This is a genomic window from Thermofilum sp., from assembly GCA_038741495.1.
Classification (GTDB): Archaea; Thermoproteota; Thermoprotei; order Thermofilales; family Thermofilaceae; genus Thermofilum.
The window spans coordinates 365,648-383,619 of record JAVYKX010000001.1 but is presented as its reverse complement, the minus strand read 5'-3'; the positions used below and the strand labels follow the sequence as shown (position 1 = coordinate 383,619).

Genomic DNA, 17,972 nt, shown 5'->3' with positions numbered 1-17,972 from the left:
GCTAAACAGCATTTTCGGAACTTTTTCCCACGTCTTTCTTGAATATATCGGTACAATTTTTCTCGAGAAACTCCCTGAAGGCGTCGAAAGTGTTCGCCATGTACGTTAGGTCGCTCTTCTCGAGCTTTCTAAGTATCTTTTTCACGTTCTTCTCCTCGATTTTCGAAAACCTCGGATTAAGACGCAGAACAGCTAGGACTGCTTCGATTAAGGGATCCTTCTCGTCGACCGTCACCAGCCCTCACCTAGATGTAGAACTAGCCACACTGCTTTTTCTCGATTACTAGACCAGCTCGGGCGGGATACTATCCGGAGCGTAGGCGACGCGAGGCTTGAGCCCAGCTCTCCGCAGCTGCTCCACCACGTGCCGGTAGAGGAAGACGTACTCTTCCTCAAACTCTCTGACTAGCACAGGGTCTATCGCGGCGAGGCGCTCCTTTAGGCGATCCGCAGAATCCGGCGCAGAGAAGGAGAGCATGACAGCGGGGTGGCAGGAAACACCGTAGTCGAGGAGGTTCCTCAGCGCGTTAAGCTGCACAGCGTAGAACTCGGGCCGTGCCCCGGTCAGCAGGTGAAACTCCTCCTCGCTAGCTCCCTTCAAGGAGACTCGCACGTGAACACAGGAGAACTTTGAGAGGTCGCGCGCTTTCCCCCTATCAGCCCCCAAGGTGATCCCGTTGGTCTCGAGCACGAAGCGGAAGCGCCCGTCTTCCTCGAAGAGCTCTAAGACTCTCAGAAGGTGCTGCCACGCTAGAGTGGGCTCGTTTCCAGAGATCCTGACCAAGTCGTAGCCCCTCTTCTCAGCTATCCGCGCCAGCCTAGCGTAGACTTCCTCTGGTTCGAGGAACACGCCCACGCTGGCGAAGTTATCTCTAGCGTGCGACCCCCAGCAGAAAACGCAGCGTAAGTTACAGCCGACGCAGTCTGCTGTAGCTATACCCCCGTACCATCTGCCGCCGCGGAACCTGTAGTACTTCCTCGCGCTACCGCGCGCGACACGCTCCCTCACTACCTCCGATAGGAGAAGCGGGTCGTAGCCCTCACTCTCCAGGCTTACCCACCTCGCAGAAGTCTTTGAGCGCGCATTCCCGGCACATGCTCCGCGAGCACATCTCCGCGTCATGAATGTAAAAAGCTGTTTGCACCCAGCCTGCTAAGCGCCCAAAGTACTTGGAGGCAAGCCACCGGATACAGGAGCCGCGCTTCGGGCAATCGAAGCAGGGGAACCTCTTGCAGTAAGCAGGCACTGGTGGGCCAGCTCCCGGAAAGAGGGAGAGCCTGGACACCATGTTGAGAAAGTGCCTATCCACGGGCGCTGCTGAGGACTCGGCTCTAGCGAAGAGCAGCGTCGCATCGGCGGTTTTCGGGCCCACGTACTTGCAGCTAACGAGAAACCTCCTAAGCTGGTAGGGGTCTCTAGGCCACTCCCCAGCAACACAGCGGAACACTTCCGGAAGCCTCTTGAGCTGGAAGCTGCCCCCGACTCCTGGAGCAGCTTCGGCAGCAGTGGCAGGGTCCCGAGCAGTTCTCCAAAGTTCTCGAGTCCAGCGGAGCACGTTGGTACGGTAGCTGGTGTTCTGGGAGAGGAAGACAGCTATGAAGATGTAGAGCGGGTCGTAGATGTCGACGGCTAGGCTTAAGCCAGCGTAGACTTCAATCAGGTTGTCGACCAGCTGCGAGAACCTCCTGTGCGGGCTCTCAGCAGCCTTCACCTCCAGGAACCATAGCCCGGTGTAGTACTCGACTTCCTCGGCGGGGCACGTGGAGAAGATCTCTCCCCTCTTCTGCCAGATCCGGCAGCCCAGCGAGCGCCCAGCAATCTTCTTGTAGCTTCCCTCTTCCTTCTCGAAGAGAGCGAGGATGAAGGAGGGTTTCAGGGTGAGCTCCAGGTCGATTCCACGTGACGGAAGCCTGAGCACACCGGCTATCCCCAGGCCACCCTTAGCTCTCGTGCTCGTGTTCGTGCTTCTCCTTGGGCTCGGACAGCTGGAACATTACGTCCGTGATCCTGGCGAACTCGCTGACCCTGACCACTCTGCAGCCTTCCTCCTCCTCGATCACGACCTCGCCCTCCCCCTTAGGGAGGCATTCCTCTCGGTCTCTTGCTGCCGAAACTTCCTCGACTAAAGCTATCAGCGGCTCCACTCCTGCGTCGAGCATCTTGGAGACCTCGCAGGGGTCGTCGATCGCTACCACGACTTCGTCCGCGCCGACATCCCTCATAGCCTCAAGCACTTCCTCCGCTTTCCGGAGGGGGCCCACACCCACGAGGACAACATCATCGCCTAGGGCGCCTGCCAGCATGTCTCTCAGCTGCCTCGAGGGAGGGAAGTCTAGAGCCCAGAGGACTTTCTTCACGCCTCCCAGCCCTACTTTAAGCGTATGATGTCCAGCACCTTGACGTAGTCTTGCACTAGCTGGCTAGCAGCGTCCACGAGCTCCGCTGGAGTGGCGGCGAACTCTGAGAGCACGACGAAACCGTCCTCGCTCACGTCGACTCTGCTCCTCACAACCTTAGCCCACTGCAGGGCGCGCCTCAGAGACTCGTCCACGACCGAGAAGTCCCTCAGGTAGAGGGGGTCTGACTCGATCACGAAGCCGAAGTCCTCCACCATGACCTCGAACCCAACCCTAACTTCATGCTTTACGTAAGCGCCCACCACGCTCTCGACGCCCTCCCAGCTCCTCGGCGCCGCCAGGAAGCCCCCGCGCTGGAGCTGGTCAGCGATGCTCCACAAGCGCTCGCTGTACCCCTCGCGCTTAAGCTCATCAACTCTAACCCCGTCACCCTCCTCGACGTCGAAGATATTCTGCTTCGGGCCGAGAAACCACCCCAGCTTGAGCACCGGCCCGTAAGGCTGGCTAGCCCAGCTGAAGAGGCAGAGAGCTTTCTCCGGGGGCCAGTAGGCTAGAGAACCCTCGGGAACCCGAGTGACCATGGGGCCGCTCAGGCTGATCTCCGTGGGGAAGTAAACCTCCTCCTTCCAGACCCTGGCTTGCGAGCTCGCGGGCAGCGCGCGCCTGATGGGCTCGTGAAACTGGGGGTTCTCGATGAAAGCTGGAATCTCGAGCCTCTCGCCGAACGTTATTCTCAGGTACACGGAAGAGAACGCTGAAGCTTCTTTTAAACCCTTTGGCGCACCAGCTAGACGCTGACTATTTCGCCCGCGTACTTGAGGTCGGAGTACTCGTTCTCGGCGTCGATCCTCCTCCCAACCACCACATCGCGCGGCGCTACCTCGTAAACTACCTTCTCCATGCCCGGGTTGTTGTCCTTAACCCCTAGCGCGTGGTTGTAGGTGTTGACGTACACTACGATTCTCGCACTGCTCAGCTCCCACCTTTCCGTCTCGTGAGCCGACTCAAAGTACCCTTTCCCGCCGCTGCCGATGCTGCTGATGAACCTTAAGCCGGACGTGTCCTTGAGGATCAGGGCCAGCCCGGAGAAGTCCACGTAGGCCTTACCACCCTCGTAAACTAGGAAGAAGGTTTCCACGTCCCGCGAACGGCCCCACGCTACCAGGCGCCAAACCTCGTACCACACGTCCTCGAGAGAGCGGTCGGGCCTCTTCTCATTCTTGAAGACAAGAGTGACCTCCACGACTCTCTTGGAGCCGAGCTGGTACTCGCACGCGTAAACCTTCTCGAGGTGGTTACCAGCGCTGACGTCCAGTTTCGGCTGAACGATCACCAGGTTCAAGTCATCCGGGAGACGGCAAGCCACCGGCTCCGGAACCTTCTCCGCTCTCGCTTTGACAGATTTCCCGTACCTGAAGTGAAGCCTATCGACCTCGGGCAGCCCCAAACCCTTTAGAATAGAGTTGAAGAGGGTGAACGCTCTGTTCTCGTCGTAGGGCACGCTCGGGTCTAGCGCGAGCCTCCTGAGCTCGTCGACTGCAAGCCTAAACTCCGCGTTTCGCGAGTAGAGATCCCGGAATTTGCTCTCAAGCGAGGGAGCTTCAGCTTTCACGATCTTCGGGTAGAAGTACGCTAGAGTTAAGGCTCCCGCAGTAATAGCGATTACGACTGCTAGCAGGAAAGCTTTCCTTCGGGAAAGCCTAACCGGCGTGCGGACCACCCCAGCCTGCCGTGATGTAGTCCAGCAGCGAGGCGAGCAGAAAGCCTTTATTCTCGCCGGCAGTGTCAGCTAGCTCCACGGCCCTGGTTAGGCCCAGGTAGTGGTAGGCGTTCACCAGGTACAGCTCAGCCAGATCGAGGGGTAGCCAGGACAGCGGTGGAGAGTTCTCCAGAATCTGTGAAACCTTCTCCCAGGCGTACTGCTGCATCCCGGCTTCAGCAAGGTTCCTGGCGATCACTAGGGACAAGTAGACGCTGCTCGGGTCGCCGTCCCGTGAAAGAGCGGCAGCTAGGCTCTCGGCGACGACCTCTGGCTCGTAGCTCAGGCTGAAGCCTCCCACGAGTAGCCTGGAAACCAGAACGAGGCGCCTACGCGAGTCGCGAACCCTGGAGACTGCCTTGCGCGCAGCTTCTAGCAGCGTCCCGTCACCAGGGGCTCGGAGAAGCAGCTCCACCACGAGGGCTGGCTGGCCCCTCACCAGGGAGAGAGCTTTCTCCGGCTGGCCGCACTCGGCCAGGGCAAGCGCTAGCCTCGCTCTAGCGCTTCTGCTGCATAGGTTCGATCCCCTCAGAGCAGCTGAGAGGAAGACGTGGGGCGTCGACCCCGTTCTTGCGGCAGTCTCAGCTAGTTTTGACAGCACTACGCACCTGCGGTTTAAGCTGAGCTCTGCTAGGCGCACTAGCGCGGCGCGCGAGTACTCCTCCCACGTGTCAGGGAAGTACGTTGGCAGCTCGGCGTACAAGCTGGCGAGAAGGTACGTGTTTCTGACACCAGACAGCAGGTGCCTGTACTCGGCTCCGCAGCGCGCTAGGACTAGCGCCAGCATGGCTCTAGCCGGCTCCCTAAGCTTCCTCGGCGTCGCGTCGAGGAGGGGTAGGGCAACGCCCTCCACCACCGCTTTAACGGGCTCCATCGCTCGCCTACCGGTTAGCAGTGGTATTCACAGTATCCTTTTCCTCTAGCGCGTACTCCCGGCGTACTACATTTAGAGTTAAAGGCAAAAGGCTTTTTCCCCGGCTTTTCGCAGAACCCTTCGTGAAGATCGAGGCATACATCCACCGGGTACCTCTTCTAGAGCCTTTCAGGATCGCTACAGGCGTCTCCCTAGAGAGCAGAACCATCCTCATACGCCTCCTGGACGGCGAGCTCGAGGGATGGGGCGAGGCCTGCCCTTCGAGGAACGTTTTGGGCGAGACGCTCGAGGATAGCGTCGAGTCACTTCGCAGAGCCGCGCGCCTAATTGCCGAGAGCGACTACTCGAGCCTCGAGAGGATCTACGAGTTCGTCAGCAGCCTAGAAGCAACTTCCTCAGTTAAGGCGGCGGTCGACATGGCTCTCTTAGACCTTTACGCTAAGAGCCTCGGGAAGCCCCTCTGGAGGGTCCTGGGAGGCTACAGGGACGAGGTGGAGACAGACATCACAATAGGCATCATGGAGCCCGGCGAGATGGCTGAGCGCGCTGCAAGGTACGTGGAGAGAGGCTTCCGCATCCTGAAGCTGAAGCTCGGCGAGGATCCGGAGAAGGATATCGAGCGCGTGAAAGCTGTGCGGGATGCTGTCGGCGAGGGAGTTAGAATCCGGGTGGACGCGAACCAGGGGTGGAGCGTCGAGCAAGCGCTGAGAACGATAGACAGGATAGCGTCTTACGAAGTGGAGCTGGTTGAGCAGCCGACGAGGTGGGATGACCTCGAGGGCTTAGCGGAAATACGGGCTGAGAGCCCCTTGCCGATAGCGCTCGACGAGACTGTGAAAACTCCAGAGGACGCCCTCACCGTTATCCGCGCGGAAGCCGCAGATATCGTGAACATCAAGCTGATGAAGTCGCAGGGCATCCTCGGGGCGGTTAGGATCGCTAGCATCTGCGAGGCAGCTGGGGTCGAGAACATGATCGGGTGCTTCGGAGAGTCCCGCGTGGGTATGACGGCGGCGGTCCACTTCTCACAAGCCATCAGGAACGTTAAGTACTACGACCTCGACTGCGACCTACTGGTAGCGGAGAGCCTCGTCACCGGTGGAGCTTCGATCGATAAAGGTGTGAGAAAAACGCCGGAGGAGCCGGGCCTAGGCCGCTTCAGCTTCCGGTGGGATAGGCTCACCAGGATCCTCTAGCTACCTGCGCAGCTTGTACAATGCTGGGGACAGCACTATTAGGAGGGTCGTCAGCGCGTAGCCAGCGAACTGGAGGACGGGCACCTGCTTGTCGAAGAAGCGGGTTAGCGCGAAAGCAGCCACGAGAACCAAGGCGGTGACCGCTAGGCGGATGAGCGCGGAGGCGTTGTGGCTCAGGTGGCGCCTAGCTAGAGGGTACGCTGAGAAGCCGAGAGCCACGCCTCCCATCTTGACGAAAGTGGGGTCAGGGTAGATTAAGTAGAGCAGGGGGATTGCGAAGCCGTAAGCTGCGAGCGCGGCTGCCGGCCGCGTACCATCCAGCTCTCTGCGCCTGAGAGCGGTGGCCGTGAGCCACGCGATGAGTGAGCCGAGCACGGCTCCGCCCACCACGTCGTGCACGTAGTGGACGCCGAGAGCAACCCGTGAAGCTGCTACGAGTGCGACGATAGCTGCTCCTAGGACGAGCACGGGAATGCTGCGGAGCATGAACCCCACGGAAACCCAGAAAGCGGAAGAGGTTTGAGCGTGGCCGCTCGGAAAGCCGTAGCCGCTTGCCTCTACCTTCCACAGCTCCCTCGGAGGGCGGGGCAGCGCGAACAGGTTCTTCAGGTAGACATTCACCCATGCTGAAGTGATCAGCGAGAGGAGAGCTACCGCGCCAAGCTCTCTCGAGATACCCACGTACAGGATTGTTGCTAGCGCGACGTATGCAGGCTCGTCGCCGAGATCAGTGATAATCTCCCAGTACTTGTCTCCGAAGCCTACCGCTTGAGCCAGGAGGGGTGATACGAGGAGAAGCGCGGCGAGGGTGTAAGCGAGCCGGCTCAGCTTCACCGCCTTCATCAAGCCTGCTCCTGCGCGAGCCCTCCTTTATTTCCTTTTCCGAGCCCCGTAGAGGAACACTTTCTCGAGCTCCGACTGAACTTTCTCATCGACCTCCAGCCCTATCACCCGCGACCTTCTCGCTGCCTCCTCAACGACTTTCATCAAAGCGGCTTTCACCCCCTCCGACTCCAGCACCATGAGCCCGCGGATAGTGGTCCCGGCGGGAGTCGCCACCTCGTCCCTGAGCTGAGCCGGGTGAACGCCTACCCGGCTCCTGAGAAGCTGAGCGGTACCCTCCAGCACGTCGAGCACAGCCATGTAGGCGAGCTCTCTGCTCAGCCCCGCGGCCACAGCCCCCATGGCGAGCGCATCCACAATCTCGGAAATGAAGGCCGGCCCGCTGCCAGCCAGCCCGGTCCACACGTCGAGGTATTCTTCAGGGACCCAGTACACCCTGCCCAGCAAGCCGAGAAACTGCTCGACCAGCTGCGCGCGCTCACACCTACCGTTGCAGGCGACAGCTGTCGACGATAAGCCCACGTAAGCGTTGAGGTTAGGCATAGCGCGGTAAACCTCCGCGCCCTCGAGCACGCTAGCCAGAGTGCTCAGCTTCACGCCGGCCATCACGGAGACAACGAGCTTCCCCTCCCAAACGTCTCCACCAACCTCCCGCAGCAGCTGCGGGAAGTGGAACGGCTTCACCGAGAGCACCACGATCCCCGCTTTCTTAACAGCTTCCCTGTTGTCCCTCGTGGCCAGAGCCCCGAGCCTGGCAGCCTCGGCCAGCGAGTTTTCGCTCCGCGCAGTTGCGATAACTTTGCCCCAAGCGCTGCGCAGAACAGCCGAGATGAAAGCCTTCCCGATCTTCCCGGCGCCGAGCACAGCGACTACTGTTTCCACGCCGCGCTAGCAGCTTATCGGTTTTTAAACGTAGCCGCAGGTGTGTAAGAAAAAATACAGTGATGTACAGCTGACATATGAATTTCTAGCCACCGTGCTCCTCTGCTCTCCCGGCTTAACTGCTTGGAATAAGGCGCTGTACCGACGCCCTGGTTTAGCGGCTCCGGCGCCTTCGGCAACCTCTCTCGATTTTTAGACGGAGGTCTTTCAGGCGAGAGGCTGTGCTCTAGGCGAGAAGCTGGGGCGTGGCGGATCAGGGTAGTTCTGGAGAACCGCTAAAGGTAGCTACTTGAACGTGGTCGTGAATCCAGATGACGTAGCGGTCTCCGGCTCCGGGCGCCGCCTCCGCCGCTCCTCTGAGCGACCTTGCAGGAGAACCCGGTGCGGTCTCAGCCGGCGAGCTCGCCAGTAGGCGCGTAAAGGGAGAGGCGGGTGAGTTGACGAGAGCGTACTTCAAGTGTGGAAGAAGCGGGAAGGCTGAGCTAGGCTTTGAACTCTATAACGCAGTAGCTGCCTTCCTTTCTCGCTTCCTCGGCCTTCATCCCCGAGAAACCTGCTAGAAGCCCGACCAAGGGGCACAGCTTTCCCGGAAGCTCTAACCCGCCTACACCTTTCGGGCAAACTCTGCACGTGTTCGACTTCAGCATGAAGAGCACATTATCCTGGTTAGGCACTACTTCGAACTGACCGACCTCCAGCAAGCTGGCCGCTTTCTCCAGAGACTCTGAGGGGCTGCTGCCTCTCCCGTAGATCAAGGCCATCTTCTCACCCGCCTGCTTAGTGACCTCGTGGACTACTCCGAAGTTTATGACGCCGAACTCTCTGAGCGCTGCCAGCATGAGAGCTACGAAAGCGTGCAGCGGTTTTACGCCACGTCGAATGATCTCCTCTACGGCGGAGGCTTCCAGGCGCACAGCTCCTCAGCCGTTATAAGCGAGCTGGACATAAATTAATAGTGCTGTGTATAAATCAACCTCAGAGCGGCAGCAGCTTCATACACTGGTGAAACTGCGCACAGTTTCCTCATCGAGCCTCTTTACCAGCTCCACTACGAGCTTCACGGCGTTCTCCACGTCAGATAAGCTGAGAACGCTCACGTGGCTATGTATGTGCCTAGTGGGCACGCCGATCACGATGCTCGGCCGGCCGCCGCGGTAGAGGTGCAGCCTCCCGGCGTCCGTCCCCCCTGTCACAGCTGAGAGCTGGTAGGGGATCTTAGCCTCCTCGGCGACCTGGATGACGAAATCTTTCAGCTTCTGGTTGGGGATCATTGACCTGTCGTAGACGACGATGGAAGGCCCCTTGCCGAGCTTAGCAGGCGCCTCGTGAGGCTTAATGCCGGGGACGTCGCCCGCTATGTCCACTTCCGTAACGATAGCAATATCGTGGTCCACCACCCACCCCACGGTCTCCGCGCCGCGGAGCCCGACCTCCTCCTGGACGGTGGCAGCAGCGTAGTACGTGTTCGGGTGCTCGATACCGCTCTCGGCGAGAAGCCTCAGAACCTCCATGGCGATGAAAGCTCCAATCCTGTCGTCGAACGCCTTGGCCATCACTCTGTCAGCGAAAGCTGTCCGCGTGAAGGGAGACCACGGCGCGATCGGGTCGCCGATCCTCACGCCAAGCTTCTCCACCTCCTCCTTGCTCGATGCCCCCACGTCGATGAACATCTGGCTGATCTGGACGACCTTCTGCCTCTCCTCGGGGGTGAGCAGGTGGGGTGGCTTGCTCGCGATAACCCCGGGCACTAAGCCGTTCTTCGTCCGTATAACAACTCTCTGCGCGAGAAGAACCTGGTCGAACCAGCCGCCTAAAGGCGTGAAGTTAACGTACCCCTCGCTGGTGATACCTGTGACCACGAAGCCGACCTCGTCCACGTGGCCGGCGACGAGCACTTTGGGTTTCTCCGACTTGCCGCGGCGCACTAGAACAAGAGAGCCCAGGTTGTCGCGCTTCACCTCGTGTGCAAACCTGCCATAACGCTCCTTAATGAGGTTGAGAACAGGCTCCTCGAAACCTGAAGGCGCAGGAACCTCTACGATCTCTCTCAACACTTCAAGCCTCAAGTCGTCAACTTTGTACTCTATCATCTAGCGGGAGAGCAAGAGGTTCAAAATTAAGCTTTCTCGCCTACCCCGCGGGACAGGCTCAGCTACAGCGTTTAGCGTTTGTCCAATGGGCTCGGAATAAAATTTATAATAATTTCTTAATAATCCTCGCTGTATGATGCAGCTCATTTTCACAGTAGTAGCGGCAATAGCCGCGCTACTGATCCTCCTGCTGGTCATCCTCTCGGCGAGCGCTTCCAGGCGTTTAGCAAAACCTCCGCGCCACACCGAGAAGTGGACCCCGAAGGACCTAGGGTACGACTACGAGGATGTCGAAGTCAAGACAGAGGACGGTTTAGTTCTCCGAGGCTGGCTGGTGAAGCGGGGCTCCGACCGGACGGTTATCGCCGTTCACGGCTACACGTCCTCGCGCTGGAGCGACTACATGAGAATGGTGCTCGACATACTCGCGCGCAACGGCTTCAACGTCGCCGTCTTCGACATGAGGGCTCACGGAGCCAGCGAGGGAGCCTACACGACTCTCGGGTACCGTGAGGTGAGGGACATATCCGCGATCGTAGACTGGCTGGAGTCGCGAGGGCTGGGAGGGAAGCTGGGGATCATAGGCTACTCGATGGGCGGTGCGATAACTCTCATGGCGCTGAGTGCGGAGCCGCGCCTTAGAGCCGGTGTAGCGGACAGCCCCTACATCGACATCAGAAGCTCCGGAAGGAACTGGATCAAGCTGGTAAAGGCGCCGCTCCGCTACCTCCTCCTCGCCTCCTACCCGCTCGTGGTGCGCTTAACTGCTAGGAAGACTGGCGTGAACCCTGAGAACCTGGTTATGTACAACTACGCGCAGAAGATCAAGAAACCGCTCCTGATCATCGCTGGGAGGAACGACGAGCTAGTTCCCCTGGAGGAGGTAGAGAAGTTCTACCAGCTTCTCAGGGGCGTGAACCCCAACGCTGAAATCTGGGTCAACGATGCCAGACACGTCGCGGCGATAAAGGACTACACGAGCGAGTACGAGAAGAGAGTAGTATCGTTCTTCAGCAGGTGGTTGCAGTGAGCGGTGGTGGGAGATCTGCCGTACCGATAATCTTGTCGCTGATGCTCCTCGTGCTCTTCTACTCGATGGGCTTCTACATGCTCAACCCGATCATCAGAACTCTCCGCGAGGAAGGGCTCATACCCGGAGCGACCGAGGTCGAGTGGCGCTTCTACGCGGGCTTGATAGGCACAGTGCTCCAAGGTGTTGGGCTAGCCTCCTCCCTGATACTCGGGTACTTCGCGGACAGGTTCGGCCGGCGCCCAGTCATCTTTGCAGCTGGCCTCATGATGGGTGCAGGGCTGCTCCTGGTCTCGGCTGCTACCAGCTACTTCCAGCTTCTCTCATTCTTCGTGCTCTTCGGCGTAGGCTTCGTGGGCATAGGCCCGGCGATCTACGCGTTCATCTCCGACGCTGTTCCGAGCGAGAGCAGGGGGAAGGGTTACGCAGCCTACTACGCTTCAAGCGTCGTCGCGATGATACTGGGCTTGATAGTCGCCGGCATTCTCCTGCACTGGAGGCCCGCCTACGCGCTAGCTGGAGCGATGACTCTACTGTTCACCACCACCCTCTTCATGCTTTCGAAAGGGGTCACGATCGGGTACTCCGAGAAGAGGGAGAGCGCAGCGGGGGGCTCCTCCCTGAAGGACGCGCTCCCCAGCCTGAAGAAGAGGAGCGTGCTCCTGATACTGCTCATGATCATCCCGTGGACGATCCCCTGGGGTATGCTGAGCTACTGGTCTGTCGACTACCTCGTCGCGAAGTGGGGAGTGAGCAGGGAGACGGCCTCTCTGGTTCTCGCGCTCGCCACGGCCAGCATCGCGGCGGGCCACGTAGTGGGAGGAAGCCTGAGCGACAAGATGGCTGGTAAAGGCGAGATCAGCTGGAGAGCGAAGATCTCCCTTGTAGGCGTCATAGTAGGGTACCTCTTCATGCTCACGATGCTCCTGTACCCCTACCCCTACGGGCGCGAAAACCTCGAGAACCTGCTGCCGCCGGCGCTGATAGCGGTGGGAGGAATGATGTTCACCACCTTCGCGTACCCGAACATAAGCACCGTAATGAGCGACGTCGTGCCGCCGGAGCATAGAGGTAAGGTTTTCGCCGTCTACGGAGTCCTGAACAACCTGGGGTGGACCCTCGGCCCCTCCGCCTACGCGGTCACTCTAGGCCTTGTGTCGAGAATCGTAGGAGACAGCGTGCAAGCGATGACTTACTCCGCTTCGATGATCGTCTCCCTATGGATCTTCGCGGCCATCTGCTGGGCTGTGCTCGTCAAGACTTACCCGAAGGAGAAGCTCTAGAGCCCTGAGCTTCCAGAAACGTGAGCGTTTTCTCTCTTCGCTTAGAATTCTAAGCGGAGCAAAGTAGAGAAAGCAGTACCCTCCTTGTTGCTGGAGGCACTAGCCGGTAGCCTTAGATCTCAGCATGCGCTCGTAAACCTCCTTGGCGATGGCTTCTGGAGTTAGAACGCTACACTTCAAGGAGCTGGCGAGTCGGAGGAGGTGCGTCGGTATGAAGCCCCTCGACTCGAGAAAAGCGGTGTCTCCCAGCACCTCTGAAGCGGGACCGTCGCGCACCAACATCCCTCTCTCGAGGACGAGCACCCTAGTGGAGTAGCGCGCCAGCAGGTCCAGGTCGTGGGTAATCACGATCACGGTCTTCCCCTTCTCGTTGAGAGAGCGTAGAACGTTGAATAGAGTTAAGCACCTGGCGTAGTCCAAGCCCGTGGTGGGCTCATCGAGAATAATGTATTCGGGCTCCGTAGCCAGCACGCAGGCAATCGCTAGCCTGTGCTTCTCCCCGAAGCTCAGCGCGTGCGGAGAGGCTGTGAGCGGCTTATTCAAGTCCACGGCGCGCAGCGCATCGCGAACCCTCTCCTCGACCTCGCTCTCGGGGAAGCCGAAGTTCCTGAGTGCAAAGCCCACCTCCTCGAGTATCGACGAAGCGAAAAGCATCATGTCCGGGTTCTGGTAAACGTAGCCGACCCTGCGGGCAAGATCGGAGACCGGCGTGACAGCCGTGTCGGCACCGTCGACTAGGACGCGCCCCCTCGTGGGCTTCAGCAGGCCGACAGCGAGCTTAGCTAGCGTGGTCTTTCCCGCACCGCTGTGCCCTATTATCCCGACGAACTCCCCCCTCTCGATCTTCAGCGAGACATCCCTCACCGCTAGAGGGCCTCTCGGGTACTGGAAGCTCACATCCTCGAAGACGATCACGCCAGCCCACCCAGAACCTCTTCAAAGTCCTTCAGCCTGACCGGTATTCTAGCAAGCACACCCATCCCCCTCAGGTGGTAAGCGACTTCGCTCACTCCGGGAGGCCTTACCCCGTACCGCTGCACCTCCTCAACTCTGCTGAAGACCTCCTCAGGGCTCCCGTCGAGCATAATCGACCCCTCGCTCATAACAGCAACTCTGTCAGCCACGTCGACCGCCCACTCCACTCTGTGCTCTGCCGCTATGATCGTTAACCTCTGCTCTTCCTTGAGCCGCGTGACGAGATCCAGCACCATTCTCGTTCCAGCGTGATCCAGCATTGAAGTCGGCTCGTCGAGTAGAAGAACTCTCGGCCTCATGGTGAGCACGCTTGCGATAGCTACCAGCTGCTTCTCCCCTCCAGAGAGCGTCTGCGGGTCCCTCCACAGGTAGTTTTCGAGGCCCAGCGCGCGGGCAACGTCCATCACCCTCTCCTCAACCTCCTTCTTCGGCAGGCCGAGGTTCTCGGGAGCCATAGCCAGCTCCTCGAAGACCGACCTGGTGATCACCTGCACCTCTGGGTTCTGGTAGACAATCCCCACGCGCCCCGCCAGAGCCCTGTACCCTGCGGCCAGCACGTCAACACCCGCCACGCGAACCTCGCCTTCAACGGTTCCCGGGACTACCCAGGGCATGAGGCCCGCCAGAACTTTGAGGAGAGTACTCTTACCGCAGCCCGAGGGCCCCATGAGAACCAGCATCTCCCCCTCTCTGACCTCTAAGTTAACCCCCCTCAGCGCCCAAGCCTCTGAGCCCACGTACCTCGCGCTCAAACCTTTAACGGTCACAGCAGAGCCCATAGAATCACACCCCCATAGAAGGTGAGAGAAACTGCCAGGAAAGCGAGGTCTCTCGCCGACCAGCGCGGCTCGAACACGTAGGTCCTTCTAGCGGCTACCCCAGCGTACCTTGAAGCGAGAACCATGCTCAGATCCCACACGTCGCTCAGAAGGCGGGAGATTACCGGGACTATTATCGGAACGTGCTTTCGCAGCCTCTCCAGCACGCCGCCCCTATCCAGGCTGAGCCCCCTCAACCTCTGAACGTCGATGACGTCTCTCACTGCTCTCACAACGGAGGGGAGGAGGCTCAGCGCGATGACGAATGAGAGAGCGACTTTCGAGGGAACGCCCAACCTCTCCAGAGCCCAGGATATCTGGTATGGTCGCGTAGTTGAGAAGAAAACGATGAAGGCGATAACCGGGTTTATTATGAGAAAGAACTTGCCTAGCGCTACCAGCAGACCCACGTCCGTCAGCCTGAGAAAGCCGAGAGTGATGAGCGGCACGCCTTGCGATGCGTACATTCCGGCCCAGATCAGCGTGGTTACGAGGAGGAATACTGAGGCGTTGAAGATTAGAAGCGCTGCCAGCCCCGCGCCGATGCCTGAGAGGGACAGCGAGGCTACTGTCGAGATGAAGATAGGGAGGCTTTTCAAGCCGTTATGCTGCGCGGCAATCGAAGAAAATAGGACGAGGAGTGTCCAGGCGAGCTTCACCCTAGGGTCGAGGGAGTGAAAGAGAGACTTTCTTTCAACGTACATTCCGGAGAGCACGGGACGCCGCCCCCCACAAAACTATACGAGCGGTAAAAAACTCATTTCAAAAGGGCGAAGCTTAGGCGAGGGGCCTGACGCGGTCTCTCCAGTAGAGCCCGCGGCCTTTGATTAGCGGGTAGAGGACGCGGCCCAAGATCGGCGAGAGAGTCGCGTTGACAACAATGTTGTTGGAAAGTATCGAGGGGGCGATGATCCCCCACGTCACGAAGATAGGTAGCCCGACAACGTTCTGCATCACGTCCAGCCACCAGCAGATGTAGAGGGCGCTAACAATAGCCTGGACTAGCACTCCCCACAGGTAGAACTCTCCAACCGATGCGGACGTCGAGAAGGTATGGTCTCTCACGAATTTGTAGGGGAGGTAAGCTATGAGGAAGTTGCCTACGAAGCCGCCTATCGAGCCAACGCCGAAGAATCCCCCGACGATGTCGGCGATGAGGTTGCCCAGAGCTACTCCGAAGCAGCCGGGGATGCCGAAAAACATGCCGAAGAGGGGTGCTAGAGAGTTCGCGGGCCTAAGCCAGGTGAAGCCGGGGAAGATTACCAGCGGGGCTGTAGCCGCCAGGAGAGCTCCGTAGACGGCGGCACTGAGCGCGGTCAGCGCGGTGTCGATAACGCTCCAGCTCGCTACGCCCATACCGCTCTTCCTCAGACCTCGTAGCGTGGGTGTGTAGCCCGCAAGCTCCACGATGAAGATCAGCGTCCCTATAATCCACACGATGGCGCCAATGGCGTAAACTATCGGGTGCGAGCCGAGGAAGGCTTTAGAGATTATGAACTCGCTGAAGGGGCTATCGGGCCTTGCTCGGTAGGCCTCGTAGAAGGCATAGATGATGAGAGCCGTTACCAGGAGCCCTGCTGCTATGGCTATAATTCCCAGCGCTCTCTGCTGCACCACATGTTTCACGATAGCAATCTACTTATAAATATTTCTCTCGATACCTTCCGGGAAAACTGCATTTTGTTGAAATAGTTACAAGTGCTTGATCCGCTACTCTGGCAGTCTCTCAACGCCTAGGATGTCTAGGGAGAACTCCCACTCGTCGTAGTACAGGTTCCTGTCCTCCGCTTCGACCTCACCTCTCTGGCTGTCCACAGGGTCGGAGCGGAAGAACCTCTTCGGTGGGTCGAACTGAGCAGAGACTTCAACGTTAGCCGCTAACCTGTAGCCTTCGATCGAGCCGAAGTAGAACTCGGGGCGCCATAGCTCTCCCCTCCTTCTTCCGCCGAAGCTCGGATCTGCGTACAGCCAGCCGTAGGGCTCTACGTAGAACTGCGCCCAGTCGTGCATCCCCGGAGACACCGGGTTCATGTACCACCCGGACTGCCAGCGCGCAGGCACCCCAACGATGCGGCAGAGCGTGATGAAAAGCAGTGCTTGCATGCCGCAATCACCTCTCAGGTGCGTAGCTACGTACTCGCTGATGTTGTCGTACAGCGCGTAATCCATAGCGTAGGTGTACCTGACGTTCGAGGTGATCCAGTCCCAGATCTTTCTCGCCTTGAGGTAGGGGTTCGTTTCACCTCCAACTATGCGCTCTGCGAGCTCTCTTAGTGCGGGTGTGAAGACGATGTGCGGCGGCCTCTCGGCAAGGTACACCTCCAGCTCACCGGGGACTTCGCCCGAGACCTCTTTCGGGTCGACTTGCACGTGGAAACCTCTGGAGACGTACTCGTAGGTTAGCTCAACCTCGCTACCGGCCTCCAGCTCGAAGTATACAGTGCGCTGCGGGTGGTCGGGCGGTGCCACACGCTTCGGCTCAGGGCTCGCTTTCAGGATCCTCACCTCGGGGTGCAGCTCGTCCTGCCTCGGCAGAGGTATCCAGACGCGGAGAGGGTATTCGCTCGGCTTGAGGACCCGTAGGCGTGCTCTCACCCTGTACCTCAGAGGTAGGACATAACCGCCTCCTCTAGCCCTCGCAGCCTCCACCACCCGCTCAGCCCGCCCGCGCAGCACCTCCCTAGCGATCACCTCCCTCTCGTCCTCGCCGCGCAGCCTGCGCTTCCTTAGCTCAGGGCACAGCCAGAACATGTTTGGTAGAAACCTCCTCAGGACTTTGACCTGCCCGTCGACGAGGACGTGGTCAACGCAGCCTCTTCCGAGGAGAGACCTGAACTCGTCCATCGATAGCTCGCGCACCTCTGCGGAAGCGATCGCGTACGCTTCTTCGAGAGAGTACGGGAACTCGTGGCGCAGCCTCTCCATGCGATCCAGTTCGAAGAGCAGACGCTCCCTCAGGGGGCTCCCCGCCCCCCTCAATAGCTCGAGAATAAGGGACTTAGCCTCCGAGTAGCGCCCCGACTTTACGAGAACCTGAAGATCCTGCGGCAGCGGCTCTCTCATGAACTCTAGCACGTTTTCGCTCATCACACCCCGAGCCCGCGCATGGTGATTAAAGGCGCTCTTCATAGCTAATTTTATTAATAAGCCATGTTGCTAACTTGCTGGTGGAAAGGCTGAGAGTAGTCATCCTGGGGCCGCCCGGCGTGGGGAAAGGTACCTACGCTTCAGCCATCTCGAGGGCTTTCGGCATTCCCCACATCTCCACGGGGGAGCTCCTCAGGAGGGAGATAGCCGCGGGGACGGAGCTGGGAGTGAAAGCCCGCTACTTTGTGGAGCGAGGGCTTCTCGTGCCGGACGAGATCGTTAACCAAGTACTCTGCAACTACCTCTCTCTAGAGGAGTGTAGGAGAGGGTACGTCCTGGACGGCTACCCAAGAACTATCAGCCAGGCAAGGTTTCTCGAAAGCTTAGCCCCCGCTGACGCTGCAGTAGCTCTTAGAGCAAGCATCGAGACCATAGTTTCCAGGCTCGCGGGCAGGCTCTACTGCCCCGCATGCGGCCGCGTCTACCACGTAACCTGGAGGCCGCCGACTAGAGAAGGATTTTGCGACACTTGCGGTACACCTCTAGCCCGTAGGAGCGATGACGACCCGTCTGTAGTAGCAAAGCGTGTAAGAATCTACTACGAGGAGGTAAGCGAGGTCGTCGAGTTCTATAGGAAGCTAGGGAAGCTGCTGGAGTTCGACGCTAACGTGGATTCCGTAGTGGGTGTGCCGAAGCTCCTGAGCATTCTCGCCGAGAGAGCTGTGAGGATCCCGCCTGAAAGTTACTAATTTCTCCCGCTGCTTTACTCTCCTAAGT

20 protein-coding genes are annotated in these 17,972 nt (G+C 59.1%); 4 read left to right on the top strand and 16 right to left on the bottom strand.

Going from position 1 to position 17,972, the window contains the following annotated elements:
• Position 1: 1 nt before the first annotated feature.
• Genes QXU72_02260 through QXU72_02230 form a run of 7 tightly spaced genes read right to left on the bottom strand, consistent with a single transcriptional unit; the run spans position 2 to position 4,991 of the window.
• Positions 2 to 235 (bottom strand): hypothetical protein, encoded by a 234-nt coding sequence (locus tag QXU72_02260; protein ID MEM0494074.1) that lies wholly within the window; start codon positions 233 to 235, stop codon positions 2 to 4.
• Positions 236 to 283: 48 nt separating this feature from the next.
• Positions 284 to 1,009: a radical SAM protein gene (locus QXU72_02255; protein MEM0494073.1), complete on the bottom strand. Its 726-nt coding sequence runs from the start codon at positions 1,007 to 1,009 to the stop codon at positions 284 to 286.
• 31 nt (positions 1,010 to 1,040) lie between these two features.
• Entirely contained in the window at positions 1,041 to 1,919 is an 879-nt protein-coding gene (locus QXU72_02250; GenBank protein MEM0494072.1) for a hypothetical protein, read from the bottom strand.
• Between the two features lie 22 nt (positions 1,920 to 1,941).
• On the bottom strand, positions 1,942 to 2,358 hold the full coding sequence (locus QXU72_02245; GenBank protein ID MEM0494071.1) for a hypothetical protein: 417 nt from the start codon (positions 2,356 to 2,358) through the stop codon (positions 1,942 to 1,944).
• A gap of 11 nt (positions 2,359 to 2,369) precedes the next feature.
• Positions 2,370 to 3,101, bottom strand: coding sequence for a cyclophilin-like family protein (locus QXU72_02240; GenBank protein ID MEM0494070.1), 732 nt, complete (start codon positions 3,099 to 3,101; stop codon positions 2,370 to 2,372).
• Between the two features lie 44 nt (positions 3,102 to 3,145).
• Positions 3,146 to 4,078, bottom strand: coding sequence for a hypothetical protein (locus QXU72_02235; protein MEM0494069.1), 933 nt, complete (start codon positions 4,076 to 4,078; stop codon positions 3,146 to 3,148).
• Positions 4,059 to 4,991 (bottom strand): hypothetical protein, encoded by a 933-nt coding sequence (locus QXU72_02230; protein ID MEM0494068.1) that lies wholly within the window; start codon positions 4,989 to 4,991, stop codon positions 4,059 to 4,061. The genes QXU72_02235 and QXU72_02230 overlap by 20 nt, the downstream gene beginning before the upstream one ends.
• A gap of 122 nt (positions 4,992 to 5,113) precedes the next feature.
• On the opposite strand from QXU72_02230, the gene QXU72_02225 reads away from it, so the two are divergent.
• Positions 5,114 to 6,187, top strand: a complete 1,074-nt coding sequence (locus QXU72_02225) for a dipeptide epimerase (protein MEM0494067.1) — start codon at positions 5,114 to 5,116, stop codon at positions 6,185 to 6,187.
• On the opposite strand, the gene QXU72_02220 is transcribed toward QXU72_02225, so the two are convergent.
• The 4 genes from QXU72_02220 to QXU72_02205 form a co-directional block, all read right to left on the bottom strand.
• Positions 6,188 to 7,030, bottom strand: a complete 843-nt coding sequence (locus tag QXU72_02220; protein ID MEM0494066.1) for a phosphatase PAP2 family protein — start codon at positions 7,028 to 7,030, stop codon at positions 6,188 to 6,190.
• Between the two features lie 27 nt (positions 7,031 to 7,057).
• Positions 7,058 to 7,912 (bottom strand): pyrroline-5-carboxylate reductase, encoded by an 855-nt coding sequence (gene proC, locus QXU72_02215; protein ID MEM0494065.1) that lies wholly within the window; start codon positions 7,910 to 7,912, stop codon positions 7,058 to 7,060.
• Positions 7,913 to 8,394: 482 nt separating this feature from the next.
• Positions 8,395 to 8,826, bottom strand: a complete 432-nt coding sequence (locus QXU72_02210) for a hypothetical protein (GenBank protein ID MEM0494064.1) — start codon at positions 8,824 to 8,826, stop codon at positions 8,395 to 8,397.
• Positions 8,827 to 8,904: 78 nt separating this feature from the next.
• Positions 8,905 to 10,002, bottom strand: coding sequence for a M42 family metallopeptidase (locus QXU72_02205; protein MEM0494063.1), 1,098 nt, complete (start codon positions 10,000 to 10,002; stop codon positions 8,905 to 8,907).
• A 133-nt stretch (positions 10,003 to 10,135) separates the two neighbouring features.
• On the opposite strand from QXU72_02205, the gene QXU72_02200 reads away from it, so the two are divergent.
• Positions 10,136 to 11,032: an alpha/beta fold hydrolase gene (locus QXU72_02200; protein MEM0494062.1), complete on the top strand. Its 897-nt coding sequence runs from the start codon at positions 10,136 to 10,138 to the stop codon at positions 11,030 to 11,032.
• On the top strand, positions 11,029 to 12,315 hold the full coding sequence (locus QXU72_02195; protein ID MEM0494061.1) for an MFS transporter: 1,287 nt from the start codon (positions 11,029 to 11,031) through the stop codon (positions 12,313 to 12,315). The genes QXU72_02200 and QXU72_02195 overlap by 4 nt, the downstream gene beginning before the upstream one ends.
• Before the next feature lie 99 nt (positions 12,316 to 12,414).
• Here QXU72_02195 and QXU72_02190 read toward each other — a convergent pair whose 3' ends face one another.
• The 5 genes from QXU72_02190 to QXU72_02170 form a co-directional block, all read right to left on the bottom strand.
• Entirely contained in the window at positions 12,415 to 13,230 is an 816-nt protein-coding gene (locus tag QXU72_02190; GenBank protein MEM0494060.1) for an ABC transporter ATP-binding protein, read from the bottom strand.
• A complete protein-coding gene (locus QXU72_02185; protein ID MEM0494059.1) occupies positions 13,227 to 14,069 on the bottom strand; it encodes an ABC transporter ATP-binding protein in 843 nt (280 codons plus the stop codon). Before QXU72_02185 ends, QXU72_02190 begins: the two co-directional genes overlap by 4 nt.
• Positions 14,054 to 14,812 (bottom strand): energy-coupling factor transporter transmembrane component T, encoded by a 759-nt coding sequence (locus QXU72_02180; GenBank protein ID MEM0494058.1) that lies wholly within the window; start codon positions 14,810 to 14,812, stop codon positions 14,054 to 14,056. The genes QXU72_02185 and QXU72_02180 overlap by 16 nt, the downstream gene beginning before the upstream one ends.
• A 73-nt stretch (positions 14,813 to 14,885) precedes the next feature.
• Entirely contained in the window at positions 14,886 to 15,725 is an 840-nt protein-coding gene (locus QXU72_02175) for a QueT transporter family protein (GenBank protein ID MEM0494057.1), read from the bottom strand.
• A gap of 93 nt (positions 15,726 to 15,818) precedes the next feature.
• Positions 15,819 to 17,195: a transglutaminase-like domain-containing protein gene (locus tag QXU72_02170; protein ID MEM0494056.1), complete on the bottom strand. Its 1,377-nt coding sequence runs from the start codon at positions 17,193 to 17,195 to the stop codon at positions 15,819 to 15,821.
• Between the two features lie 80 nt (positions 17,196 to 17,275).
• Here QXU72_02170 and QXU72_02165 point away from each other — a divergent pair, with 80 nt between their 5' ends.
• Positions 17,276 to 17,944, top strand: coding sequence for a nucleoside monophosphate kinase (locus QXU72_02165; GenBank protein ID MEM0494055.1), 669 nt, complete (start codon positions 17,276 to 17,278; stop codon positions 17,942 to 17,944).
• Positions 17,945 to 17,972: the final 28 nt, after the last annotated feature.